This window comes from Streptosporangium sp. NPDC006013, from assembly GCF_040614275.1.
Classification (GTDB): domain Bacteria; phylum Actinomycetota; class Actinomycetes; order Streptosporangiales; family Streptosporangiaceae; genus Streptosporangium.
Genome location: NZ_JBEXUE010000046.1, coordinates 1 through 20,629 on the forward strand (window position 1 = coordinate 1; position 20,629 = coordinate 20,629).

A 20,629-nucleotide genomic window follows, 5' to 3' on the forward strand; every position below is an offset into this window, starting at 1 on the left:
GCAGTCGACGCGGCCACCCCCACGACCGCCCTCGGGGCCACCCCGGTGACCGTCCCCGCGACCCGTACGTCCGGCGACCGGCCGATTCCCGCCGTGCTCGGCTCCGACCTGGAGGTTCCGGTCAGGGGCGGCAGGCTCGTCCGCTACGCCAACCTCGACTACGCCGCGAGCGCCCCCTGTCTGGAGCCGGTGAGCGCCGCCGTCGCCGCCGCGCTCCCGGCGTACTCCAGCGTCCACCGAGGCGCCGGGTACGCGTCCCAGCTGACCACGGCCCGCTACGAGCAGGCCAGGCAGACGGTACGCGCCTTCGTCGGTGCCCGTCCCGACGACTCGGTGATCTTCACCAGGAACACCACGGACGCGACCAACCTGCTGGCCCGCAGCCTGCCCGAGGGCACCACCGCCGTGGTCTTCGACACCGAGCACCACGCCTCGCTGCTGCCCTGGGCGCGCGCCCTGCGGCTGCCGGCCCCCGCCTTCCCCGGCGAGGCGGTCCGCGCCGCCGACGAGGCCCTGGCCTCGGTCGAAGGTCCCAAGCTGCTGGTCGTGACCGCCGCCTCCAACGTCACCGGGGAGCTCTGGCCGATCGCCGCACTGGCCCACATCGCCCACCGCCACGGCGCCCGCGTCCTCGTCGACGCCGCGCAGCTCGTCCCGCACCGCCGCCTCAACCTGACCGCGCTCGACCTGGACTACGTGGTCTTCTCCGGCCACAAGCTCTACGCCCCGTTCGGCACCGGCGCGCTGATCGGCCGTTCCGACTGGCTGGCCGACGCCGAGCCGTACCTGCGGGGCGGCGGGGCGGTGAAGGCGGTGAACGACGACGAGACCGAGTGGCACGACGACCCCGAGGCCCGCCACGAGGCCGGAACCCCGAACGTTCTGGGCGCCATTGCGCTGGCCGCGGCCTGCGACGCCCTGACCGCCACCGGCTGGACCCCGCTGGTCCGCGAGGAGGAGCGCCTCCTCGACCGGCTGCGCGCGGGCCTCGCCTCCGTCCCCGGCGTGCAGGAGCTGTCCCTGTGGGGGCCCGACCATCCGCGCGTCGGCATCGTCTCCTTCGTAGTGGACGGCCGCACCGCCCGCGAGGTCGCCGAGGCCCTGTCCGGCGACTACGGCATCGGCGTCCGGGACGGCAAGTTCTGCGCCCACCCCTTCGTGCGGCACCTGCTGGACGCCAAGGACAGCGGCTGCGACGACCCCACCGCCTCCGCGGTGCGCGCCTCCATCGGCATCGGCACCACCTCCGAGCACGTCGACCGGCTGATCACCGCACTGCGGGATCTTGCCTCGCGCGGCTGACGTGACAGCATAGGGATATGAATGAGCCTCGCCGTGAGCTGAGCGTGGGGATGGGAGCGGGTGCCGCCGCCGTGCGGGAAGCGCGCGGCAAGGAGCTCGCGACCGAGGACATGATCCTCAACATCGGGCCGCAGCATCCGTCCACGCACGGTGTGCTGCGGCTGCGGCTCACCCTGGACGGGGAGCGGATCAGCTCGGCCGAGCCGATCGTGGGCTACATGCACCGAGGCGCGGAGAAGCTGTTCGAGGTGCGTGACTACCGGCAGATCATCGTGCTGGCCAACCGGCACGACTGGCTGTCGGCGTTCGCCAACGAGCTGGGCGTCGTCCTCGCGGTGGAGCGGATGCTCGGCATGGAGGTGCCGGTCAGGGCGGTCTGGACACGCACGCTGATGGCCGAGCTCAACCGGGTGCTCAGCCACCTGATGTTCCTCGGCTCCTACCCGCTGGAACTCGGCGCGATCACCCCGGTGTTCTACGCGTTCCGGGAGCGCGAGACCCTCCAGGCCGTGATGGAGGAGATCGCCGGCGGGCGGATGCACTACATGTTCAACCGGGTCGGCGGCCTGAAGGAGGAACTGCCCGAGGGGTGGCTGGGCCGGGTCGCGACGGCCGTGGCCGACGTGCGGCGACGGCTGCCGGACATCGAGAACCTGATCGCCGGAAACGAGATCTTCCTCGCCCGTACCCGCGGGGTGGGCGTGCTGGACCGCGAGACGGTCATGCAGTACGGCGTGAGCGGCCCGATCGCCCGCGCCTCCGGCGTCGACCTCGACCTGCGCAGGGACGAGCCCTACCTCGCCTACGGCGAGCTGCCGGTGAAGGTGGTCACCCGCTCCGCCGGAGACTGCCACGCCAGGTTCGAGGTGCTGCTGGAGCAGGTGAAGGTCTCCCTGGACCTGGCGGACGCCTGCGTGCGGCGGCTCCGCGAACTGCCCCAGGGGCCGATCAACCAGCGCCTGCCCAAGGTGCTGAAGGTCCCCGAGGGCCACACCTACGCCTGGACGGAGAACCCGCTCGGCCTCAACGGCTACTATCTGGTCTCGCGCGGGGAGAAGACACCGTGGCGGATGAAGCTCCGGTCCGCCTCCTTCAACAACGTCCAGGTGCTGCGCGAGATGCTCCCCGGCAACCTGGTCTCCGACATGGTCGCCATCCTGGGCTCGATGTTCTTCGTCGTCGGCGACATCGACAAGTGAGGCACGGTCAGGAGCACATGATCGAACCCGGCAGGGACCAGGAGAAGGCGACTCCCCCGATGACACCCGCGTCCCCCGCCGATCCCGGCGGCCCTCCGACCGCCGGCAGGCCACCGCGGGACCGGTACGTCGACTGGTTGCGCGCGTTCAGCCTGCTCGTCGTGGTGCTCTGGCACTGGGCTTTCACGATCCTCCAGTGGGGGCCGAACGGCCCCTCGCCGACGAGCCCGCTGGGCTTCACCTCGGGGCTGTGGATCCTGACCTGGCTGCTGCAGGTGTTGCCGCTCTTCTTCTACGTGGGCGGGTACGTCCACCTACTGTCCTGGAACCGCGCCCACGAGCACGGGATGGGCATCGGCACCTTCGTGTGGCGGCGCATCCGCGGCCTCGCGATCCCGACGCTGGCGCTGGCCGGAACCTGGATCGTGCTGGGCGTGGTCGTGACATGGGCGTTCGGGATCAAGTGGATGGACCGGGTGGTCCTGCTCGTCATCAGCCCGCTCTGGTTCATCGGCGTCTACCTCATGCTGATCGCCCTGCTCCCGGTCGCGCTCTGGCTGCACCAGCGCTTCGACGTGCTGATCCTGATCTGGCTGGCCGGGGCCGCGCTCGTCGTCGACGTGCTGCGACTGCGCTACGGGTACGAGGCCGTGGGCTGGCTCAACATGATCATTGTCTGGGGGCTGGCCCACCAGGCCGGGTTCTTCTACGCGAGGGTGGTGGCGCTTCCCCGCCGCTTCGACGTCGCCATCCTGTGGACCGGGCTGTTCGCGCTCTTCGGCCTGGTCTACTCGGACATCTACCCGGGCTCGATGGTCGGCGTGCCCGGCGACAAGCTGTCCAACATGGCACCGCCCACCTTCGTCATCGTGGCGTTGCTGATCTTCCAGATCGGCCTGGTGGAGGTGCTGAGGCCGGCCATGGAGCGCCTGCTCGACCGCCCCAGGTGGCAGCGCGTGAACGAGACGGTCAACCGGTTCGCGCTCCCGCTCTTCCTCTTCCACACGACCGGCATGGCCATCTGGGTGGCGCTGACCTGGTGGCTGGCGGGCAGCGGGCCGGGCAGCCGGGCCCGGCCCGACCTGCTCTGGTGGCTGGAACGCCCCCTGGCCGTCGCCGGAGCACTGGTGTGCACCCTCCCGGTCATCATGCTCTTCGGCCGGAAGTGGGCCAGGGGGCGCTGACGCGTCCGCTCAGCGGTCGTCGTCCGCGGAGTCCTTGGGCACCTTGCAGCAGTACTCCAGGTACAGGGCCGCGCAGACCAGCAGCACGCACACCAGCATCGACCCGCCGGTGATGAAGAAGTCCTGACGGGGCACCCTCTGGTCGAGCAGTTCGGCGGTGTAGAGGGTGAATCCGGCGAAGAGTCCGGCGAAGACCGCCCCGGCGTACGCGGAGGCCTTGGCCAGGGCCGCCAGCCGGGCCACCGCCAGGGGCTCGACGGGCTTGGTGTCGGGCCTGCGCTCGATCCTGGCCTTCGTCATCCACCCGCTGTAGGCCTCGCCGATCGCCAGCACGAGCACCGTCGGGATCGCCGTCCACGGCACGGTCGGCAGGGACACGTAGAACGGCTTGAGCAGCGCCCAGGTGAGGATGGTGACCACGATGAAGAGCCCGACGAGGACGCCGGGACGGCTGGGCCTCACCCGGGCCCCTGGAGGGCCAGCTCGGGGCGGGGCCGCACGTAGTCCTGGTCGAGACCGGCCAGCAGATCGGCCACCCGGCGCCCGGACAGGACCGCGTCCGGATCGGCCCGCACCCACGGGACCAGCACGAACGCCCGCTCGTGCGCCCTGGGATGCGGCAGGGTCAGGTCTGGGTCGTCCATGACGACGTCTCCCACGGTGATCAGATCGACGTCCAGGGTGCGCGCTCCCCAGCGCTCCACCCGGACCCGGCCGAAGACGTTCTCCACACCTTGAGCACGATCGAGGAGGGCCAGGGGTTCCAGCGCGCTCTCGGCGATCACCACCGCGTTGAGGTAGGCGCCCTGCTCCGGGCCGCCGACCGGGTCGGTCTCGTAGACCGGCGACACCGCGACGAGCGTGAGCCCCGGCTCGGCGAGGAGGGCGTCCAGCCCACCCCGCAGGGTGCCGAAACGGTCGCCCAGGTTGCTGCCGAGCGCCAGGACCACCCTCATGCCCGGCTCCGGGTGATCGTCACGATCACGTCGTCGAACGGCAGCGGAATCGGCGCGGCGGGCTTGTGCACGCTCACCTCCGCCGACCGGACGAGCTCGCGGGCCAGGCAGACATCGGCCAGGCGCTGAGCCAGGGTCTCGATCAGGTCGACCGGCTCGCCCGCCACGACCCTCGCCAGATCCTCGGCGAGCTCGCCGTAGTGAACCGTCCTGCCGAGGTCGTCGCCGGCCGCCGCGGGCGCCGTGTCGAGGAAGAGCGTGACGTCGACGACGAACTCCTGGCCGAGCTCCCGCTCCGCCGCCAGCACGCCGTGCCGCCCGCGCACCCGCAGCCCCTTCAGGCTGATCCGGTCCGCCACCCGGCCCGGCGGCAGGCCGTACGCCGCACCTGCCGGATCCCCCGGTGGGTCCTGGAGTGAATCGCCGATCAGGTCGGCGACGCCGTCGTTGATCCGCAGGGGCTCCTGGTCGTGGGATCCGTCACCGGCCCGTACCCCGGCCGCCCGGGAACCGTTCCCGCCGGGCCATTCGCCGGTGCGCTCGCTCACGCCACCTCCTCTTCCTCTTCGTCGTCGTCACCCTGCAGCACGGGCGAGCCGTGGTGCAGCCAGAGCCGCCACCCCGCGGACGTACGCACGAAGGTGTTGCTCGCCACCACCTTGCCCGCGGCGAAGCTGGAATCACCCTCGTCTCCCGCGGTGAGGATGTTCTCCTCACAGGTGAGGATGGCGACGTCGCCCAGGACCATGACCCGGACGTCGGTCAGCACGAACTGGATGTAGGGCGTGTTGGCCATGATGAGCGCCCATGAGCGCAGCACCTCCTGCCGGCCGTTCACGATCGGCCACCCGGGGTGCACGCAGCTCACCTGCTCGCCATCGATGTCCTCGGCCCAGATCTCGGTCATCTTGTCGAGGTCGGCGTCCTCGATGGCGGTGTAGAAGGCCTGGTTGACCGTCTCGACGGCGGTGGTGTCGACGCTCATGGTCTCGCTCTCTGAACTGCGGCAGCCACACGGACGGCGTCCGCGTTCGGGCGGACATCGTGCACGCGCACGCACCAGGCCCCCGCCTGGGCGACGAGGGCGGTCACGGCGAGCGTGGCGTCGTCACTGCGGCTGAAAGGACGTGGCGTGCCGTCCGGGGCGGCCAGCAGGCGACCCAGGAACCGTTTCCGCGAGGCCCCGACGAGCAGCGGATAGCCCAGCTCGGCGAGCCGGTCGAGGCCCGCGATCAGAGCCCAGTTGTGGTCGGGGTTCTTGGAGAAACCCAACCCCGGGTCGAGCACGATCTGTTCCTCCGCCACCCCCTCGGCCAGCACGGACTCGACCCGTTTGGTGAGCTCCTGGCAGACCTCGGTCACCACGTCGCCGTACACGGCCCTGTCCTGCATGGCGTGGCTGTGTCCCCGCCAGTGCATCACCACGTACGGCACGCCGGAGGCGGCCACGACCCTGGGCATCGCCGGGTCGGCCAGCCCGCCGCTGACGTCGTTGACCAGCTTCGCCCCGGCCTCCACCGCCACCTGGGCCACCTCGGCCCGCATGGTGTCGACGCTGACGGCGACCCCCGCGCGGCTCAGCTCCCTGATGACCGGCTCGACCCTGGCCATCTCCTCCTCCAGCGGCACCCTCGCGGCGCCCGGCCTGGTGGACTCGCCCCCCACATCGACGATGTCGGCCCCCTGCTCGACCAACTCCAGGCCGTGACGCACGGCCTCCGCGGGGTCGAACCATCGGCCGCCGTCGGAGAAGGAGTCGGGAGTCACGTTGACCACGCCCATCACGAGACACCGGCCCATGTCCGGCAGCCCGGGCACACTCCACGTAGTCATGCGGACAAGCCTAGGCGTTGCGTACCATCCGTCCGTCTCGCGGGTCCGGCTTGTGCCACCACGAATTCGTACACCCGTCACGGAGCGGACGGCCTTCGGTCGGAGTGTCCGGCCTGCATGCGTCCTCCTCCGGGGGGACCCTGGGGCGTGTCCGCCGCGATCCGAAGATCACAGAGCACCCGGTCCTGCCGGGTATGGCGATATTAGCCGGATCAAGGTTGGCTTGGGGGATTTCTCTGGGCGGCAACACGGAACCCCGTCCGCGCCGCCGAAGGGCGGTCCGGACGGGGTTCCGTGGATGCTCTGCGAGATCAGCGGATGATCAGGGCCATCGCCTCGGCGCGGGTCCTGTCGCTGTCGCGGAAGCTTCCGCGCACCGCCGAGGTGATCGTCTTGGCGCCGGGCTTGCGGACGCCCCGCATGGTCATGCAGAGGTGCTCACACTCGATCACGACGATGACCCCGCGCGGCTCCAGCACATCCATGAGCGCGTCGGCGATCTGGGAGGTCATCCGCTCCTGCACCTGGGGACGCCTGGCATAGACGTCGACCAGGCGGGCGAGCTTGGACAGGCCGGTGACCTGCCCCTTCTCGTTGGGGATGTAGCCGACGTGGGCCACACCGTGGAACGGCACGAGGTGGTGCTCGCAGGTCGAGTAGACCTCGATGTCGCGAACCAGCACCATCTCGTCGTGGTCGACGTCGAAGACCGTGGTCAGGACGTCCTCGGGGGTCTGCCCCAGCCCGGCGAACTGCTCCGCGTAGGCACGGGCGACCCGGGCCGGGGTGTCCCGGAGACCGTCCCGGTCGGGATCCTCACCGATGGCGATGAGGATCTCGCGGACCGCACTCTCCAGCCGGACCGTGTCGACCGGAAGTGGCTTGACGCTCACGCTCAGTTCCCGTCCCTCTGCACGGAGTCGGGCTGGCCCGATCCGTTGGGAAGGACACCGTTACCCTCGGTCACCTGCTCACCGGGGGGAAGCGAGCCGTTGCCCGACTGCTCCTTGCGGGACAGGATCGGCGGGCGGTTGGAGGGCAGCCGCTTGCCGTAACCCGAGTAGGAGGGCCTCTTCTCCTTGACGACGACCGGGGCGAAGATCTGCAGGACCTGCTCGCGGGAGAGGGTCTCCTTCTCCATCAGCTCCAGCACCAGGTTGTCGAGCACGTCGCGGTATTCGACGAGGATCTCCCAGGCCTGGTCGTGGCCCGACTCGATGAGGCGGCGGACCTCCTCGTCGATCGTGGAGGCGATCTTCTCGGAGTAGTCGCGCTCGTGACCCATCTCACGTCCGAGGAAGACCTCGGCGTTGCCGCTGCCGAACTTGCGGGCGCCGAGCTGCTCGCTCATGCCGTACTCGGTGACCATGCGGCGGGCGATGGAGGTGGCCTTCTCGATGTCGTTGGAGGCACCGGTGGTGGGCTCGTGGAAGACGAGCTCCTCAGCCGTGCGGCCACCGAGCAGCATCGCGAGCTGGTCCATCATCTCCGAGCGGGTCGCGAGGAACTTGTCCTCCATCGGCAGCGTCATCGTGTAGCCGAGGGCGCGTCCGCGGGACAGGATCGTGATCTTGTGGACCGGGTCGGAGTTGGGCAGCGCGTGCGCGACCAGGGCGTGGCCGCCCTCGTGGTACGCGATGATCTTCTTTTCCTGGTCCGACATGACGCGGGACTTGCGCTCGGGGCCGGCCATCACGCGGTCGATGGACTCCTCAAGGAGCTCCATCGTGATCAGCTTCTGGTCGGCCCGCGCGGTGAGCAGCGCGGCCTCGTTGATCACGTTGGCCAGGTCGGCACCGGTGAAACCGGGCGTCCTGCGGGCGATGATGTCGAGGTCGACGCCCTCGGCGAACGGCTTGCCGCGACCGTGCACCTTGAGGATGCCCTTGCGGCCCTCCAGGTCGGGGCGGTCGACGGTGACCTGGCGGTCGAAACGGCCGGGGCGCAGCAGCGCCGGGTCGAGGATGTCGGGCCGGTTGGTCGCGGCGATCAGGATCACGCCGCCCTTGACGTCGAAGCCGTCCATCTCGACGAGGAGCTGGTTCAGCGTCTGCTCACGCTCGTCGTGACCACCACCGAGACCGGCGCCGCGGTGGCGGCCCACCGCGTCGATCTCGTCGATGAAGATGATCGCCGGAGCGTTCGCCTTGGCCTGCTCGAACAGGTCGCGGACTCGCGAGGCGCCGACACCGACGAACATCTCCACGAAGTCGGAACCGGAGATGGAGTAGAACGGCACCCCGGCCTCACCGGCGACGGCCCTGGCGAGCAGGGTCTTACCGGTTCCCGGCGGGCCGTAGAGCAGCACACCCTTGGGGATCTTGGCACCGATCGCCTGGAACTTGGCCGGGGCCTGCAGGAACTCCTTGATCTCCTGGAGTTCCTCGATGGCCTCGTCGGCACCCGCGACGTCGGCGAAGGTGGTCTTCGGAGTGTCCTTGGTGATGAGTTTGGCCTTCGACTTGCCGAAGTTCATCACCCGGGAGCCGCCGCCCTGCATCTGGTTCATGATGAACAGGAAGATCAGCACGATGAAGACGATCGGCAGGAAGCTCACCAGGAGGCTGAGGAGGAAGTTCTCCTTGGGCACGTCGACGTTGTAGCCCTTGTCCAGCTTCTTCGCCCCGACCGCGGTCTGGAGCTGGTCGGCGAGCTGAACGCCCTGGCCGGTCACCCACGAGGAGTAGTAGCGCTTGCCGTCGGTCAGCGTGACCTCGATGCGCTGTTCCTTGTCGATGATCTTCGCGTTGGAGACCTTGCCCTCATCGATCCAGCTGATGATCTGAGAGGTGTCTTTCTTCTCGAAGTTGCCGTCGCCGCCCCACATGGTGGTGACGAGAAGCAGCAGAACGACGATGCCCAGGATCCACAGCAGTGGCCCACGTGTAAATCGCTTGAGATCCATCCGATGCGGAACCCCGGCGGGCCCGTCCCTTCCTGACCAGAGCCTGGCAACCCCGGGCGGACCCGGGGTTCGCGGTATCCCTAACCGCTCCAACTGACTGTCCGAAAGCGGCGGAGGCCACCTCTTCGGTCGTCCGAAGGTACACCGGCGTGGCGTGCGGGGTCACCGCGCGGACAGCACCGGCTTTCCCTACCAACGTACGTCAGGTAGGTCCGTGTTCCCCGCCGCTATGGGCAATGTCGCGTTTGTGAATGACACACTTCGCGCAGGGCGTACTCTTCACTCCGCTCCATACACGTGCGGCGCGAGAGTTCCAATGAAGGGGAGGTTGCGGTAGCGCTCGGCGTAGTCGAGGCCATAACCGATGACGAACTCGTTGGGAATGTCAAAACCGACGTACTTGACGTCGATCGGCACCTTGACCGCGTCCGGCTTGCGCAGCGCTGCGCAGATCTCCACCGAGGCGGGGTTGCGCGACTTCAGGTTGTGCACCAGCCACGACAAGGTCAGGCCCGAGTCGATGATGTCCTCGACGACCAGCACGTGACGGCCGGCGATGTCGGTGTCGAGATCCTTGAGCACCCGCACGACGCCCGACGACCTGGTGCCCGCTCCGTAGGACGACACCGCCATCCAGTCCATCTGCACCGGCACGTGCAGGGCCCTCGCCAGGTCCGCCATCACCATGACCGCGCCCTTGAGCACGCCCACGATCAGCAGATCCCTGCCCGCGTAGTCCTCGTCTATCCGGCTCGCGAGCTCCTTGATCTTGGCCTGGAGCTCTTCCTCGGGGATGAGGACCTTCGAGAGGTCCTTGCCCATGTCGGCTGCGTCCACCTGGGATTTTCCTTACGAAACGGGGCTGATTGACTGTCTGGCGAGTATCAGGGTGTCATACCGGCGGATCGCCCCCACCCCCCCGGGCACCTCTATCCGCCGCTGTCCCCGCCACTGTGTGACCAGACGGTCCACCTGCAGGACGTGCGAGGCCGCGAGGGTGCCGGGCGGTGCCCCCGCGTCGATCGCCGCTCTCCGCAGCACCCTGCGGCGCACGGCCGCGGGAAGGCATTCCAGGTCCCGTACGGCCATCGTCACCACTCCAGTATCGCTAAGAGCGCAATCTCGTACCGCGATGCGGGCGTAGACCTCGGCGGCCCAGGCGTCGAGCGCGTCGGCGTCGTCACGGCAGAGGTCGGCGGTCCTGGCGAGCGCCTCGGCGACGCCGGGGCCGAGCTCGTCCTCCAGCGCGGGGAGCAGCCGCTCGCGGACCCGGACCCGGGCGTAGCGGGCGTCGAGGTTGTGCGGGTCGTCCCACGGGGACAGGCCGAGCGCCGCGCAGGCCGCCACCGTCGTCGCGCGGCCGAGCCCCAGCAGCGGCCGCCGGTAGACACCGGTCCGCGCGGGCATCCCGGCCAGCGACCGGGTACCGCTCCCCCTGGCCAGCCTGAGCAGCACGGTCTCCGCCTGGTCGTCCCTGGTGTGCCCGAGCAGCACGGCCGCCGCCCCGAGCCGCTCGGCGGCCTGTGACAGAGCCGCGTACCTGGCCGCTCTGGCCGCCGCCTCAGGGCCTCCCGAGGTGCCGACGGAGACCGCGAGCGCCTCGGCGAGGTCGAGCCCCAGACCGGGCGCGAGCCGTACCACGTCGGCCGCGCGCTCCCCGGAGCCCGCCTGCAGGCCGTGGTCGACGGTCAGCAGACCGGCGCGAAGCCCGGCCCTGGGCGCGGTGAAACCCAGCGCGGCGGCCAGGGCCAGGGAGTCGGCGCCACCGCTGCACGCGGCCAGCACCAGTTCGCCCGGTTCCAGGTCGCCCAGCGCGTGCCGTACGGCACGGCGGACGTCGGCGACGGCGGGATGCGGACCCATGCTCGCCATTCTCCGGCCTCGGACGGGGATGCGGCACCGCGCGCGAGGCGGCGCCGACTCCCACGTGTCCCCCTGGGCTCTCCGGGTCCTCCCGGGTCCTCCAGGGTCCTCCAGGGGGGACGAACGCCTCAGCCGGGAGTGCCGCTGGCCTCGGAGATGGCCGGGGCGTCGATCACCCTGGCGATCCACCGCTCGGGCTTGGAGATCTCTCCCTGGGTGGGAAGGGTCTCGGGCGAGGTCCAGACCTTGTTGAAGCCGTCGATGCCCACCTGGCCCACGACGGTGCGGACGAAGGCCGATCCCTCGGCGTACTGCTTCATCTTGAGGTCGAGGCCGAGCAGCTTGCGGATCGTGCGGTCGAAGCGGGAACCACCCTCGCGGCGGTGGTGGAACTTGGCCCGGATGTCGGCGACCGAGGGGACCACCGAGGGGCCGACCGCGTCCATGACGTAGTCGCCGTGCCCCTCGACCAGGGTCATCACCGCGGTGAGCCGGTCGAGGATCACTTTCTGCTCGGGCGTCTGGATCGCGTCGATCAGATTGCCCTCGCCGCCCCTGATGACGTCCGTGAACGTGCCGGCGGCCGAGCGGAGCCGCTCCAGCAGGGCGGGCAGGTCGATGTCGGAGGCCAGCAGGAAGTCCGTCGTCTGCGTCCTGACGTACTCGCGCAGCCAGTGGACCCCGGTGAACTGCACCCGGTGGGTCTCCTCGTGCAGGCAGACCCAGAGGCGGAAGTCACTCGGGTTGACGTTGAGCTCGTGCTCGGCGTGGACGATGTTGGGTGCCACCAGGGTGAGGCGCCCCGTGGCCGCCTGGCCGGTCGGGTCCGGCGGCAGGAACAGCTCGTACTGCCCGAGGACACGGGAGGCGAGAAAGGCCAGCACCGCGCCCACCTCGACCCCGGTGACGCGTGAGCCCACCGCGCCCACGATCGCCGGCGTCTGGCCACCGCGGGCGGCCATCCGCTCGGTGAGCGGCTCCAGCACCACCCGGAACCCGTCGACGTTGGCCTTGATCCAGCCGGGCCTGTCGACGACGGTCGCGGGCTGCGGCGCGGTCTCGGTGTCGATTCGGGTGAACTCGCGGACGTGCCCTTCGGCCTCGCGCGAGAGCCGCCGCAAATCAGCGACGGCCTGCCGGGCCTCCTCTCGGCTCACTTGCGGCCCGGGGCGCACCAGGCGCGTTCCGGTCGCTACGGCAAGATCCCAGTCGATCACCTGCATACCGTCCACCGTACGTGCTCCCTTCCCGGGCCGCGCACCCGGAACCCTTGATCAACTGGCGGCCACCGCCGCCGCGAGCCTGTCGAGGGCCGCCTCCGCCTTGCCCCAGCCGGGTGGGACGTCGTCCGCCATGAAGGCGAAGGTCACCAGGCGTCCGGCACGCGTGGTGGTCATACCCGCCAGCGTGTTGACCCCGTCCAGGGTGCCCGTCTTGGCGCGGACGAGCCCGTAGGCGGAGCGCGTCTTGTCGAACCTGTGCCCGAGGGTGCCGCTGAAGCCGGCGACCGGCATGCCGCTGGCGATCGGGTTCAGGCCGGGGTTGGCCGGGGAGGCCGCCACCGCGACCAGGCGGGCCAGGGCCTCGGGGGTGATGCGGTTCCTGGGGGACAACCCGCTGCCGTCGAAGACCCGCACGCCCTTGTCTGCGCCGAGCCTGGCCAGCACCTTGCCGACCGCCCGGGCGCCGCCGTCGAAGGAGGCGGGCTCGCCCTCCTTGATCGCCACGTGCCTGGCCAGCGCCTCGGAGAGGTCGTTGTCGCTGAGCGTGAGTGCCCGCTCGGCCAGGGCGTAGACCGGCGCGGATTCGACCCTGGCGATCTCCTTGGCACCGGCCGGCGCCGTGGACCGCCTGGCGGACTTGGAAACCGTGATGCCGTACTTCGACAGCAGCGACACGAACGCGCTGTGCGCCGTGCGGGAGGGGTCGGAGGTTCTCTGGTCGCCGCTGGAGATCCTGCCCTCGTCGACCATGAGCGCGGTGACGGGGGCCACGCTGCCCTCGGGCACGTAGCCGGGCTTCCACGACGCGGCGGTGCGCGGCCCCACGTAGAGGGAGTCGTCGTAGGCCACCGTCACCTTGGACGTCCCCGCCGCCCTCAGCGCCCTGGCGGTGCGCGAGGCGAGGGTGGCGAGCGAGGCGGGCCTGGGATAGACCTGGCCGGCCGCCGTTCTCGGGCTCGCCAGGGTGGGGTCGCCGCCGCCGACGAGGATGATCGAGCCCGGCGAGGAGCCCCGCACCACCCGGGTGCTCAGCCTGGTGTCGGGCCCCAGCGAGGCCAGCGAGGCGACAACGGTGACGACCTTGGTGGTGGAGGCGGGAGTGATGCCCTTGCTCTCGTGGCTGCCGAACAGCATGGCGCCCGTCTCCGCGTCGATGACCACGGCCCCGACGCTTCCGCCCAGAGCGGGGTCCCCCAACGCCTCGGTCAACCGCCCTGCCAAAGTACCCTTGGCGGGGAGAGGTCCGTTCCCCCCCGCGGCCAGCACCGGACCCGAGGTGATGACCGGGACGGGGGGCGGCGCCGCCGACGCGACCCGCTCGGACTCACCTTTGACCAGCACACCGCTGGTGATCAGGTGTGCCCCGGCCGCGACGACGAAAATCTGCAGCAGGACGAGAGTGACCAAAGCCACCCACCGCTCACGCCGCATTACCATTACGTCGCCGACCTCTCATCATCAGTAGCCAAAAGGCATAAAACGCCTACGAGACATTAACGCCCAACCGGGGGTGCCCGGGGGTCTGAGTGGAGGAAACGCGGTGGAGTTCGACGTTCTCGTTGAGATTCCCAAGGGGCAACGGAACAAGTACGAGGTGGACCACGAGTCAGGCCGCATCAGGCTCGACCGCATGCTCTTCACCTCCACGCAGTACCCCGCCGACTACGGCTTCATCGAAGACACGCTGGGCGAGGACGGTGATCCCCTCGACGCCCTGGTGCTGCTCCAGGAGCCGACCTTCCCCGGCTGCCTGATCAAGTGCCGCGCGGTCGGCATGTTCCGCATGACCGACGAGAAGGGCGGCGACGACAAGGTCCTCTGCGTCCCCGCCACCGACCCCCGGATGGAGCACATCCGCGACATCCACCACGTGCCGGAGTTCGACCGCCTGGAGATCCAGCACTTCTTCGAGGTCTACAAGGACCTGGAGCCCGGCAAGTCGGTCGAGGGCGCCAACTGGGTCGGCAGGGTGGAGGCCGAGGAGGAGATCGTCCGTTCCATCAAGCGCGCCCAGGACGAGGCCTCCGGCAAGCACTGAGCCACCACGGGTGACGGCTCAGTGCCGCTGAACCACTGCTGAGCCGTCACACCGGACAGGTCTCACGCGGGGCGGGTCGCGCCGATGAGGTCGCTGCGCCACATCGGCGCGACCCGGACCACGTCCCCCGTCTGCGGGGCGTGCACCATCAGCCCCCGGCCGACGTAGATCCCCACATGGTGGATGTCTCCGGGATTCCCCGTGACCTGCCCGTAGAAGAGCAGGTCGCCCCGGCGGAGCTCGCTGAGCCGCACGTGCGGGCCCGAGGTCCACTGGGTGCCGGTCCAGTGGTCCATGTCGATCCCGACCCGCTCCCAGGCCCGCATGGTCAGCCCCGAGCAGTCGTAGGCGGCCGGCCCGTCGGCCGCCCACACGTACGGCTTGTCGAGCTGGGTGAGCGCCCAGTCGGCGGCGATGTCGCCCCTGGCCGACTCGGCGGTCACGTTGAGCGCCCAGCGCGACACGGGCTCCCCCGAGGCCACTCCCATCCGAGCCTCCTCGCGGCGCATCGCGGCCGCCTGGTATCGGGCACGCTCGGCGTTCTCCCTGGCGATCCTGGCCTGCTCCAGGGCCACCTCACGTTCCCTGGCGAGCTTCTCGGCCGTACTCCGTGCCTCGTCGGCCAGCTTTTCCAGCCGCGCCTGCTCCTCCTCGATCCGCCGGGTCTCGTCGACCTGTCTGGCGACGGCCTCCTCCGCGGCCTGCTTCGCCTCCTCGGCCTCCGCCTGCGCCTCCCGTTGCTCGGCGTACGCGTCCTCCGCCTGGTCCTGGAGGATGGCGAAGACCTCCTGGGACTCCCGCAGCTGCTTGAGCGTCTCGGCCTGCCCTCCACCCATGTGGGCCAGAATGCTGGCCCTGCGCAGGTAGCCGTCGTCCGTGGGTCCGCCGTTGCCGGTCATCATGGCCATCATGGGCTGGGCGATGTCCAGCCCGCCGTAGCTCTGGGCGGTGATCGCGGCCACCGCCTCGCGGGCCTTGGCGACCTGGGAGCCGGCGGTCTTCGCCCGCTCGGCCGCCTGGGCGGAGAGCTCCTTGGCGCGAGCCGTCTTGACGAGCTCTCCGTTGTACGACTCGACGAGTCTCTCCGCGTCGGCGACGAGCTCCTCCAGCCTGGCCCGTGCCTCGGCGACCAGGACCGTGGTCTCGCCGAGCCTCTCACCACGCTCGCGGGCCATGGCCCGTGCCTCGGCGACCTCGTCGGCCGACGGGCCCGTCACGCCGCCGGGCGCGGCGTCGTCGGCCGGTCCCGACCGGCCGGGTACGGCGCCGGCGGGGAGCCCCTGCCCGGCGATCAGGCAGCAGGCCAGGCCCGCCACCGCGGCGGCATGGCGGCGCCGTCTGACTGAATGCATGCGTCTCCCCCCGGAGTCCCCCTGAAACACCGCTTGCCGCGGTCTCACCGCAGAACGCGGCGCGTCGCCGCGTGCCAGGCGGCCTACCTCAACATTCCCATTCGTCACTCTACGCACACATGGCACTCACGCCACGTAGTCACCGCCCGCCACAATACCGTCGCTCGTGAGGGGCTCGGCCCGTACCGCCGAAGGGATGCCGAAAGCGTCTCGACCCTCAGACGGCAGGTGTCCTGCCGCCCGGAGGCCGCTCGGCGAGGGGCGTGACCGGCCCTTCCGGTGAGGTGGAAGGGCCGGAGAACGCGGGAGAGCCGGGCGGCGGGGGTGGAGCGGGATTCGATCCGGTGAATGCCGGCCGGGAGGCGTCCGGGGACCGCCGCTGAGCGGCCCGCGGCTGGCCGAGGTCTCCCCGCGGCCCGGAACCCGGAGGTCTCAGGTCTCCCCGCGACGGCCCGGGGCCGGCGGACGGAGCCTGCGGACCGGCGAGCGGCGGCATGGGATCGGCATACGGCGGCCGAGGATTCGCCCGCGGCGGCCGGGGGTCCGCCTGCGGGGGTCTCGGGGTCTCCTGATGGGGCCGGGGGGTCACCCGGGGTGGCCTGTGCTCTCCTCGCGGGGGCCTCGGGCTGCCCCGCCAAGGCGCCGGGTTCGCCTGCGGGCCGCCCGGGTCCGTCGATCGTGTGTCGCGGCAGGGGCGGAAGGACCGGTGTCCGTGATGGTCACGGTGCGGGAGGCGGCTGTCCGGCGCATCGACCCCGGGAGCCCCCGGCAGCACCGGCCCGCCACCCGACGGCCCGCCGGTCGAAGGTCCGCCGGTCGGGGGTCCGCCGGTCGGGGGTCCGCCGGTCGGGGGTCCGCCGGTCGAAGGTCCGTTGCCCGGTGGTGGGGGCGGGGTCTCCGCCGGGTGGCCGGTCGAGCCCGGCACCGGCACCCGACGGTCGATCTCGGGGCCGGGCCCGGTGACGCCGACCGGCTCCGTCACTCCGGGCGAGCCGGTCCGCCCGACGGCCGTTTCCGCGCGGACGGGCGCCGGCGCCTGCGGCGCGTCCGCCCGTCGGTGCTCCTCCGGCCGCTGGTGCTCATCCGGCCGCTGGGCGGCCGGAGGCTCCGCCGACGCCGAGAACGCCTCCGAGGCGACACCGGGGCTCGCGTCTTCGGACAGGAGAGTGGTCTGGGTGAGGAGCAGAGCGAGCGCCACCGACGCGGCGACCGCGGCCGCCGTACCGGCCATCACGTAGGACCGGCGACGACCTCCGCGCGCCGTACCGGCGGGAAACCCGGCACCGTCGAGGGGGCCGACCCGGTGGGCGACGTCGTGCCGGTAGGGGATCCGCGCGGGGTCGGAGAAGCAGTCCATCACCCGCGCGCGCAGCGTCGGCGGCGGCGCGACCACCGGGAGCAGGTCGAAGACCTTGGCCGCGGAGACCTGCCTGACCCGGTGCGGGGCACAGGTGTCGCACCGGTTCACGTGGCGGATCACCCGCTCGCGCGTCCGCGCGGTGAGCTCCCCGGTGAAACCGGTCAGCATGCGGGCTCGGCTCGCGCAGTCGTGGGGTCCCTTGCGGACGAGGACCTCCGCGGTGACGACGTCGCGCAGCTGCTCCCTCGCCGATTCGTACCGCGCGGCCGCGACCTTGGTGGTGACGCCCAGGACCGCGGCGAGGTCGACGGGCCCGAATCCGTGCCGGCAGCTCAGGTCGAGGACCTCCCGGTCCTCGGGCGACAGGCTCCGGGTGGCGTTCCACGCCATCACCCGCAGGTCCGCCTCGCCGGCGTCCGCCGGAACGGGGACCTGCGGGTCAGGCTCCCCAGCAGGATCGCGCCGTACGCACTCCCCCCGAGCGAGTGCGTACAGCCACGCCTCCAGCCGACGGGAGTCGGCGAGCGCGTGAATATGGGCCTCGGCCGCGACGAAGGTGTCGAGGAACGCCGGTTCCGCACCCGCCGAGGTGCCGAGCATTGAATGGCAGTATCGGTAGACGCTTTCCGCATACGAGTCGTAGAGGCCGGAAAGGGCCGCAGGCTCCCTCGCACGCAGTGCTTCGACCAGGACACCGTCAGTCATGCAACCGAAGGTAAACGGTTGGCAACTATAAGTTCCAGCCATTTCTCCATGTTGATGCCAACTGTCTCCATGGAGTCAACGAATCCAGTAAACCACTCCTCGCGACCCGTAGTCATAAATGTTGAAGAATAGCCATTTAGCTGAATTAATCGCGCTTATCGGTATGTCATGGAGAGGATTCCCGATCACGGGTGGCCGGCGTTCGCGAGCGGGGCCTGCCTGCCCCGGTCCTTGGCGAACGGGGGCATCTTCGGCTTGACCGTGTGCAGGGGCAGCGCGCCGCCGAGGGCGAGCTGTTCGAAGGGGCGGCTGCTCGACCCCCAGGTCCGCGCGGTCACCTCGGCGGAGGCGATGTCGCGGGTGTTCTGGACGCTCTTGATCTGCAGGATGAACCGGCGGTTCTCACCCGCCTGGAGGTTGTCCACGAACGTGCTCCCACCGCCGAGCAGCTTGCCCTGCTTGTCGCGCAGAAGCGCGGTGACGGCCAGGCTGCGGGTCGGCATCACGTACGGGGTGCCGACGTAGCCGGTGACGAGATAGTTGCCGTCGGCGGTGCGGTCGGTCAGCACGCCGCGGACCGGGAAGGGCTGGAAGGCCGAGACGATCCGGCCGGCCAGGTGCCAGCGTGCCGGGCGGTACGCGATGCTCACGTTGGCGGGCTTGTCCTGGGTCACCACCTGGCCGGTGAAGGGCAGGGTTCCGGCGGGAGGCACCGCGTCCAGCGGTTGTTCCAGCCGGACCACCTCCTTGCCCTCGGCGTTCTTGGCCACCACGGTGGCCACGATGTGCTCGCCGAAGTGCCACGGGTTGGTGTTGGCCAGCACTCCTGCCCAGTTCACCACATACCCATCGTCACCCTTGACGATGGACGATGCCTGTTCTCTGACCGCGATCGGCTGGAGCGCGGCGGCCCGCTTCTGCTTCTCCTCCTCATCGGTGCATCCGGCACTTCCGATGAGGAGGAGGAGGGCGAGGGCGCCGACGATTCGGGTGCTGTGCGTCACCTAGCCGTGATAACCGGTGGCGGTACCCCTCCCACTCCGACGCGCCGGGAACGACCCGAGTCTTTACCTCTGGCGGACCACCCTGGTCTCATCCCATACCGGTTCGGATGATTCGTAGACCTTTCCATCGGCACCGAAGACCAGATAGCGGTCGAAGTCATCAGCGAACCAACGGTCGTGGGTGACGGCGACCACGGTCCCGTCGAAGGCGTCCAGCCCTTCCTGGAGAGCCTCGGCACTGGCCAGGTCGAGGTTGTCCGTCGGCTCGTCCAGCAACAGCAGGGTGGTGCCGGACAGTTCGAGCAGCAGGATCTGCAGCCGGGCCTGCTGGCCACCGGAGAGGGTCTCGAAGCGCTGCTCGGCGATGGTTCCGGCCAGTTCGTATCGGGACAGCGCCTTCATCGCCTCGTTCTTGAGCCGGGCGTGCTCGGTCATGACGATCTCGCAGGGCGTCCGGCCGATGAGCTCTGGACGGGCGTGCGTCTGAGCGAAATGCCCGGGAACGACCCGGGCGCCGAGCCGGGCCACCCCAGTGTGCCTGACCTCCTCCCCGGCGATCAGGCGCAGGAAGTGCGACTTGCCCGAGCCATTGGAGCCCAGCACCGCGACCCGCTCGCCGTACCAGATCTCCAGATCGAACGGCTTCATCAGGCCGGTGAGCTCAAGCCGCTCGCAGATCACCGCCCGCTTGGCGGTCCGGCCGCCCTTCAGCCGCATGCTGATGAACTGCTCCTTGGGCGCCGCCTCCGGTGGCCCGGCCTCCTCGAACCTGCGCAACCGGGTCTGGGCCGAGTGGTAGGCGGCGGCCATGGTGTCCATGTACTTGGCCTTCTGCTTGAGCATCAGGACCAGCCGCTTGATCTTGGCGTGCTCCTCGTCCCAGCGCTTCTTCAGCTCGTCGAGGCGCTCGTTGCGCTCCCTGCGCGCCTGGGCGTAGCCGCCGAACCCCCCGCCGTGGACCCAGATGTTGCCGGACTCGACAGTGATGATCCGGTCCGCCGCGTTGGCCAGGAGCTGCCGGTCGTGGCTGACCAGCACCACCGTCTTGGGGGTCTCGCGGAGCGCCTGCTCCAGCCAGAGCTTGCCCGGCACGTCGAGGTAGTTGTCCGGCTCGTCGAGCAGCAGCGTCTGGTCGGGGCCGCGCAGCAGCGCCTCCAGCACCAGCCGCTTCTGCTCACCACCCGACAGCGTGTTGACCTCGCGGTACTTGCAGTCGTCGTACGGCATGCCGAGCGCGGCCATCGTGCAGGTGTCCCAGAGCACCTCGATGTCGTAGCCGCCGGCGTCGCTGTAGTCGGTGATGGCCTGCGCGTAGCGCATCTGGGCCTTCTCGTCCTCGCGCTCCATCATCACGAGCTCGGCGGCCTCGAGTTTCGCCGCCGCCTCCCGCACCCGCTGAGGGGCGACGCTGACCAGCAGGTCGTGCACGGACCGGCCGTCCCGGATGCTGCCGATGAACTGCCGCATGATCCCCAGGCCGCCGGAGCTGGCGACGCTCCCGTCGACCGGCTGCAGGTCACCCGCGATCAGCCGCATCAGCGTCGTCTTGCCCGCCCCGTTGGGCCCGACGAGCGCCGCCTTGACCCCCTCGCCGACCCGGAAGGACACGTCGTCCAGCAACGGCCGCCCGTCCGGCAGAACGTACGTCAGATGACCGACCTCAACGTGCCCCACGACAATTCCCTTCCCTAGGCCCTCGCGCAGG

At 70.3% G+C, this 20,629-nt stretch carries 19 protein-coding genes; 4 read left to right on the top strand and 15 right to left on the bottom strand.

The window, feature by feature from the left end; translation table 11 throughout:
• Window positions 1–45: 45 nt before the first annotated feature.
• From ABZ260_RS10140 to ABZ260_RS10150, 3 genes are read left to right on the top strand one after another with little or no spacing between them, the layout of a single operon-like run.
• Window positions 46–1,302, top strand: a complete 1,257-nt coding sequence (locus ABZ260_RS10140; protein WP_355615368.1) for an aminotransferase class V-fold PLP-dependent enzyme — start codon at window positions 46–48, stop codon at window positions 1,300–1,302.
• Window positions 1,303–1,319: 17 nt separating this feature from the next.
• Window positions 1,320–2,501, top strand: coding sequence for an NADH-quinone oxidoreductase subunit D (locus ABZ260_RS10145; RefSeq protein ID WP_350925603.1), 1,182 nt, complete (start codon window positions 1,320–1,322; stop codon window positions 2,499–2,501).
• 17 nt (window positions 2,502–2,518) lie between these two features.
• Window positions 2,519–3,685, top strand: a complete 1,167-nt coding sequence (locus ABZ260_RS10150) for an acyltransferase (RefSeq protein WP_355615296.1) — start codon at window positions 2,519–2,521, stop codon at window positions 3,683–3,685.
• Window positions 3,686–3,694: 9 nt separating this feature from the next.
• On the opposite strand, the gene ABZ260_RS10155 is transcribed toward ABZ260_RS10150, so the two are convergent.
• The 11 genes from ABZ260_RS10155 to dacB all read right to left on the bottom strand — a co-directional run bounded on the left by ABZ260_RS10155 (window position 3,695) and on the right by dacB (window position 13,878).
• Entirely contained in the window at window positions 3,695–4,147 is a 453-nt protein-coding gene (locus ABZ260_RS10155) for a DUF3180 domain-containing protein (RefSeq protein ID WP_355615299.1), read from the bottom strand.
• Window positions 4,144–4,641, bottom strand: a complete 498-nt coding sequence (gene folK, locus ABZ260_RS10160) for a 2-amino-4-hydroxy-6-hydroxymethyldihydropteridine diphosphokinase (protein WP_355615302.1) — start codon at window positions 4,639–4,641, stop codon at window positions 4,144–4,146. The genes ABZ260_RS10155 and folK overlap by 4 nt, the downstream gene beginning before the upstream one ends.
• Window positions 4,638–5,000, bottom strand: a complete 363-nt coding sequence (folB, locus tag ABZ260_RS10165; protein ID WP_350925727.1) for a dihydroneopterin aldolase — start codon at window positions 4,998–5,000, stop codon at window positions 4,638–4,640. Before folB ends, folK begins: the two co-directional genes overlap by 4 nt.
• 185 nt (window positions 5,001–5,185) lie before the next feature.
• Window positions 5,186–5,626, bottom strand: coding sequence for a nuclear transport factor 2 family protein (locus ABZ260_RS10170; RefSeq protein WP_030905684.1), 441 nt, complete (start codon window positions 5,624–5,626; stop codon window positions 5,186–5,188).
• Complete coding sequence (gene folP, locus ABZ260_RS10175; RefSeq protein ID WP_355563610.1) at window positions 5,623–6,474, bottom strand: dihydropteroate synthase; 852 nt, start codon at window positions 6,472–6,474, stop codon at window positions 5,623–5,625. Before folP ends, ABZ260_RS10170 begins: the two co-directional genes overlap by 4 nt.
• 311 nt (window positions 6,475–6,785) lie before the next feature.
• Complete coding sequence (folE, locus tag ABZ260_RS10180) at window positions 6,786–7,367, bottom strand: GTP cyclohydrolase I FolE (RefSeq protein ID WP_350925592.1); 582 nt, start codon at window positions 7,365–7,367, stop codon at window positions 6,786–6,788.
• 2 nt (window positions 7,368–7,369) lie between these two features.
• Complete coding sequence (ftsH, locus tag ABZ260_RS10185; RefSeq protein ID WP_355615305.1) at window positions 7,370–9,379, bottom strand: ATP-dependent zinc metalloprotease FtsH; 2,010 nt, start codon at window positions 9,377–9,379, stop codon at window positions 7,370–7,372.
• Window positions 9,380–9,658: 279 nt separating this feature from the next.
• A complete protein-coding gene (hpt, locus tag ABZ260_RS10190; protein WP_350925588.1) occupies window positions 9,659–10,216 on the bottom strand; it encodes a hypoxanthine phosphoribosyltransferase in 558 nt (185 codons plus the stop codon).
• Between the two features lie 12 nt (window positions 10,217–10,228).
• Window positions 10,229–11,242 (bottom strand): tRNA lysidine(34) synthetase TilS, encoded by a 1,014-nt coding sequence (gene tilS, locus ABZ260_RS10195; RefSeq protein WP_355615308.1) that lies wholly within the window; start codon window positions 11,240–11,242, stop codon window positions 10,229–10,231.
• Window positions 11,243–11,370: 128 nt separating this feature from the next.
• Window positions 11,371–12,465 carry a zinc-dependent metalloprotease gene (locus tag ABZ260_RS10200; protein ID WP_350957403.1) on the bottom strand — a complete coding sequence of 365 codons (1,095 nt, stop codon included), beginning with the start codon at window positions 12,463–12,465 and terminating at the stop codon, window positions 11,371–11,373.
• A 51-nt stretch (window positions 12,466–12,516) separates the two neighbouring features.
• Window positions 12,517–13,878, bottom strand: a complete 1,362-nt coding sequence (gene dacB / locus ABZ260_RS10205; RefSeq protein ID WP_355615311.1) for a D-alanyl-D-alanine carboxypeptidase/D-alanyl-D-alanine-endopeptidase — start codon at window positions 13,876–13,878, stop codon at window positions 12,517–12,519.
• Window positions 13,879–14,005: 127 nt separating this feature from the next.
• Here dacB and ABZ260_RS10210 point away from each other — a divergent pair, with 127 nt between their 5' ends.
• A complete protein-coding gene (locus ABZ260_RS10210; RefSeq protein WP_355615314.1) occupies window positions 14,006–14,503 on the top strand; it encodes an inorganic diphosphatase in 498 nt (165 codons plus the stop codon).
• A gap of 62 nt (window positions 14,504–14,565) precedes the next feature.
• On the opposite strand, the gene ABZ260_RS10215 is transcribed toward ABZ260_RS10210, so the two are convergent.
• From ABZ260_RS10215 to ABZ260_RS10230, 4 genes are all read right to left on the bottom strand, one after another.
• Window positions 14,566–15,855, bottom strand: a complete 1,290-nt coding sequence (locus ABZ260_RS10215; RefSeq protein ID WP_355615317.1) for an NlpC/P60 family protein — start codon at window positions 15,853–15,855, stop codon at window positions 14,566–14,568.
• Between the two features lie 217 nt (window positions 15,856–16,072).
• A complete protein-coding gene (locus tag ABZ260_RS10220; RefSeq protein WP_355615320.1) occupies window positions 16,073–17,920 on the bottom strand; it encodes a sigma factor in 1,848 nt (615 codons plus the stop codon).
• A 185-nt stretch (window positions 17,921–18,105) separates the two neighbouring features.
• The gene (locus ABZ260_RS10225; RefSeq protein ID WP_355563633.1) at window positions 18,106–18,924 is read right to left on the bottom strand and encodes a hypothetical protein; all 819 of its coding nucleotides are present in this window, start codon (window positions 18,922–18,924) and stop codon (window positions 18,106–18,108) included.
• 63 nt (window positions 18,925–18,987) lie between these two features.
• Window positions 18,988–20,598, bottom strand: coding sequence for an ATP-binding cassette domain-containing protein (locus tag ABZ260_RS10230; protein WP_355615323.1), 1,611 nt, complete (start codon window positions 20,596–20,598; stop codon window positions 18,988–18,990).
• Between the last annotated feature and the right edge of the window lie 31 nt (window positions 20,599–20,629).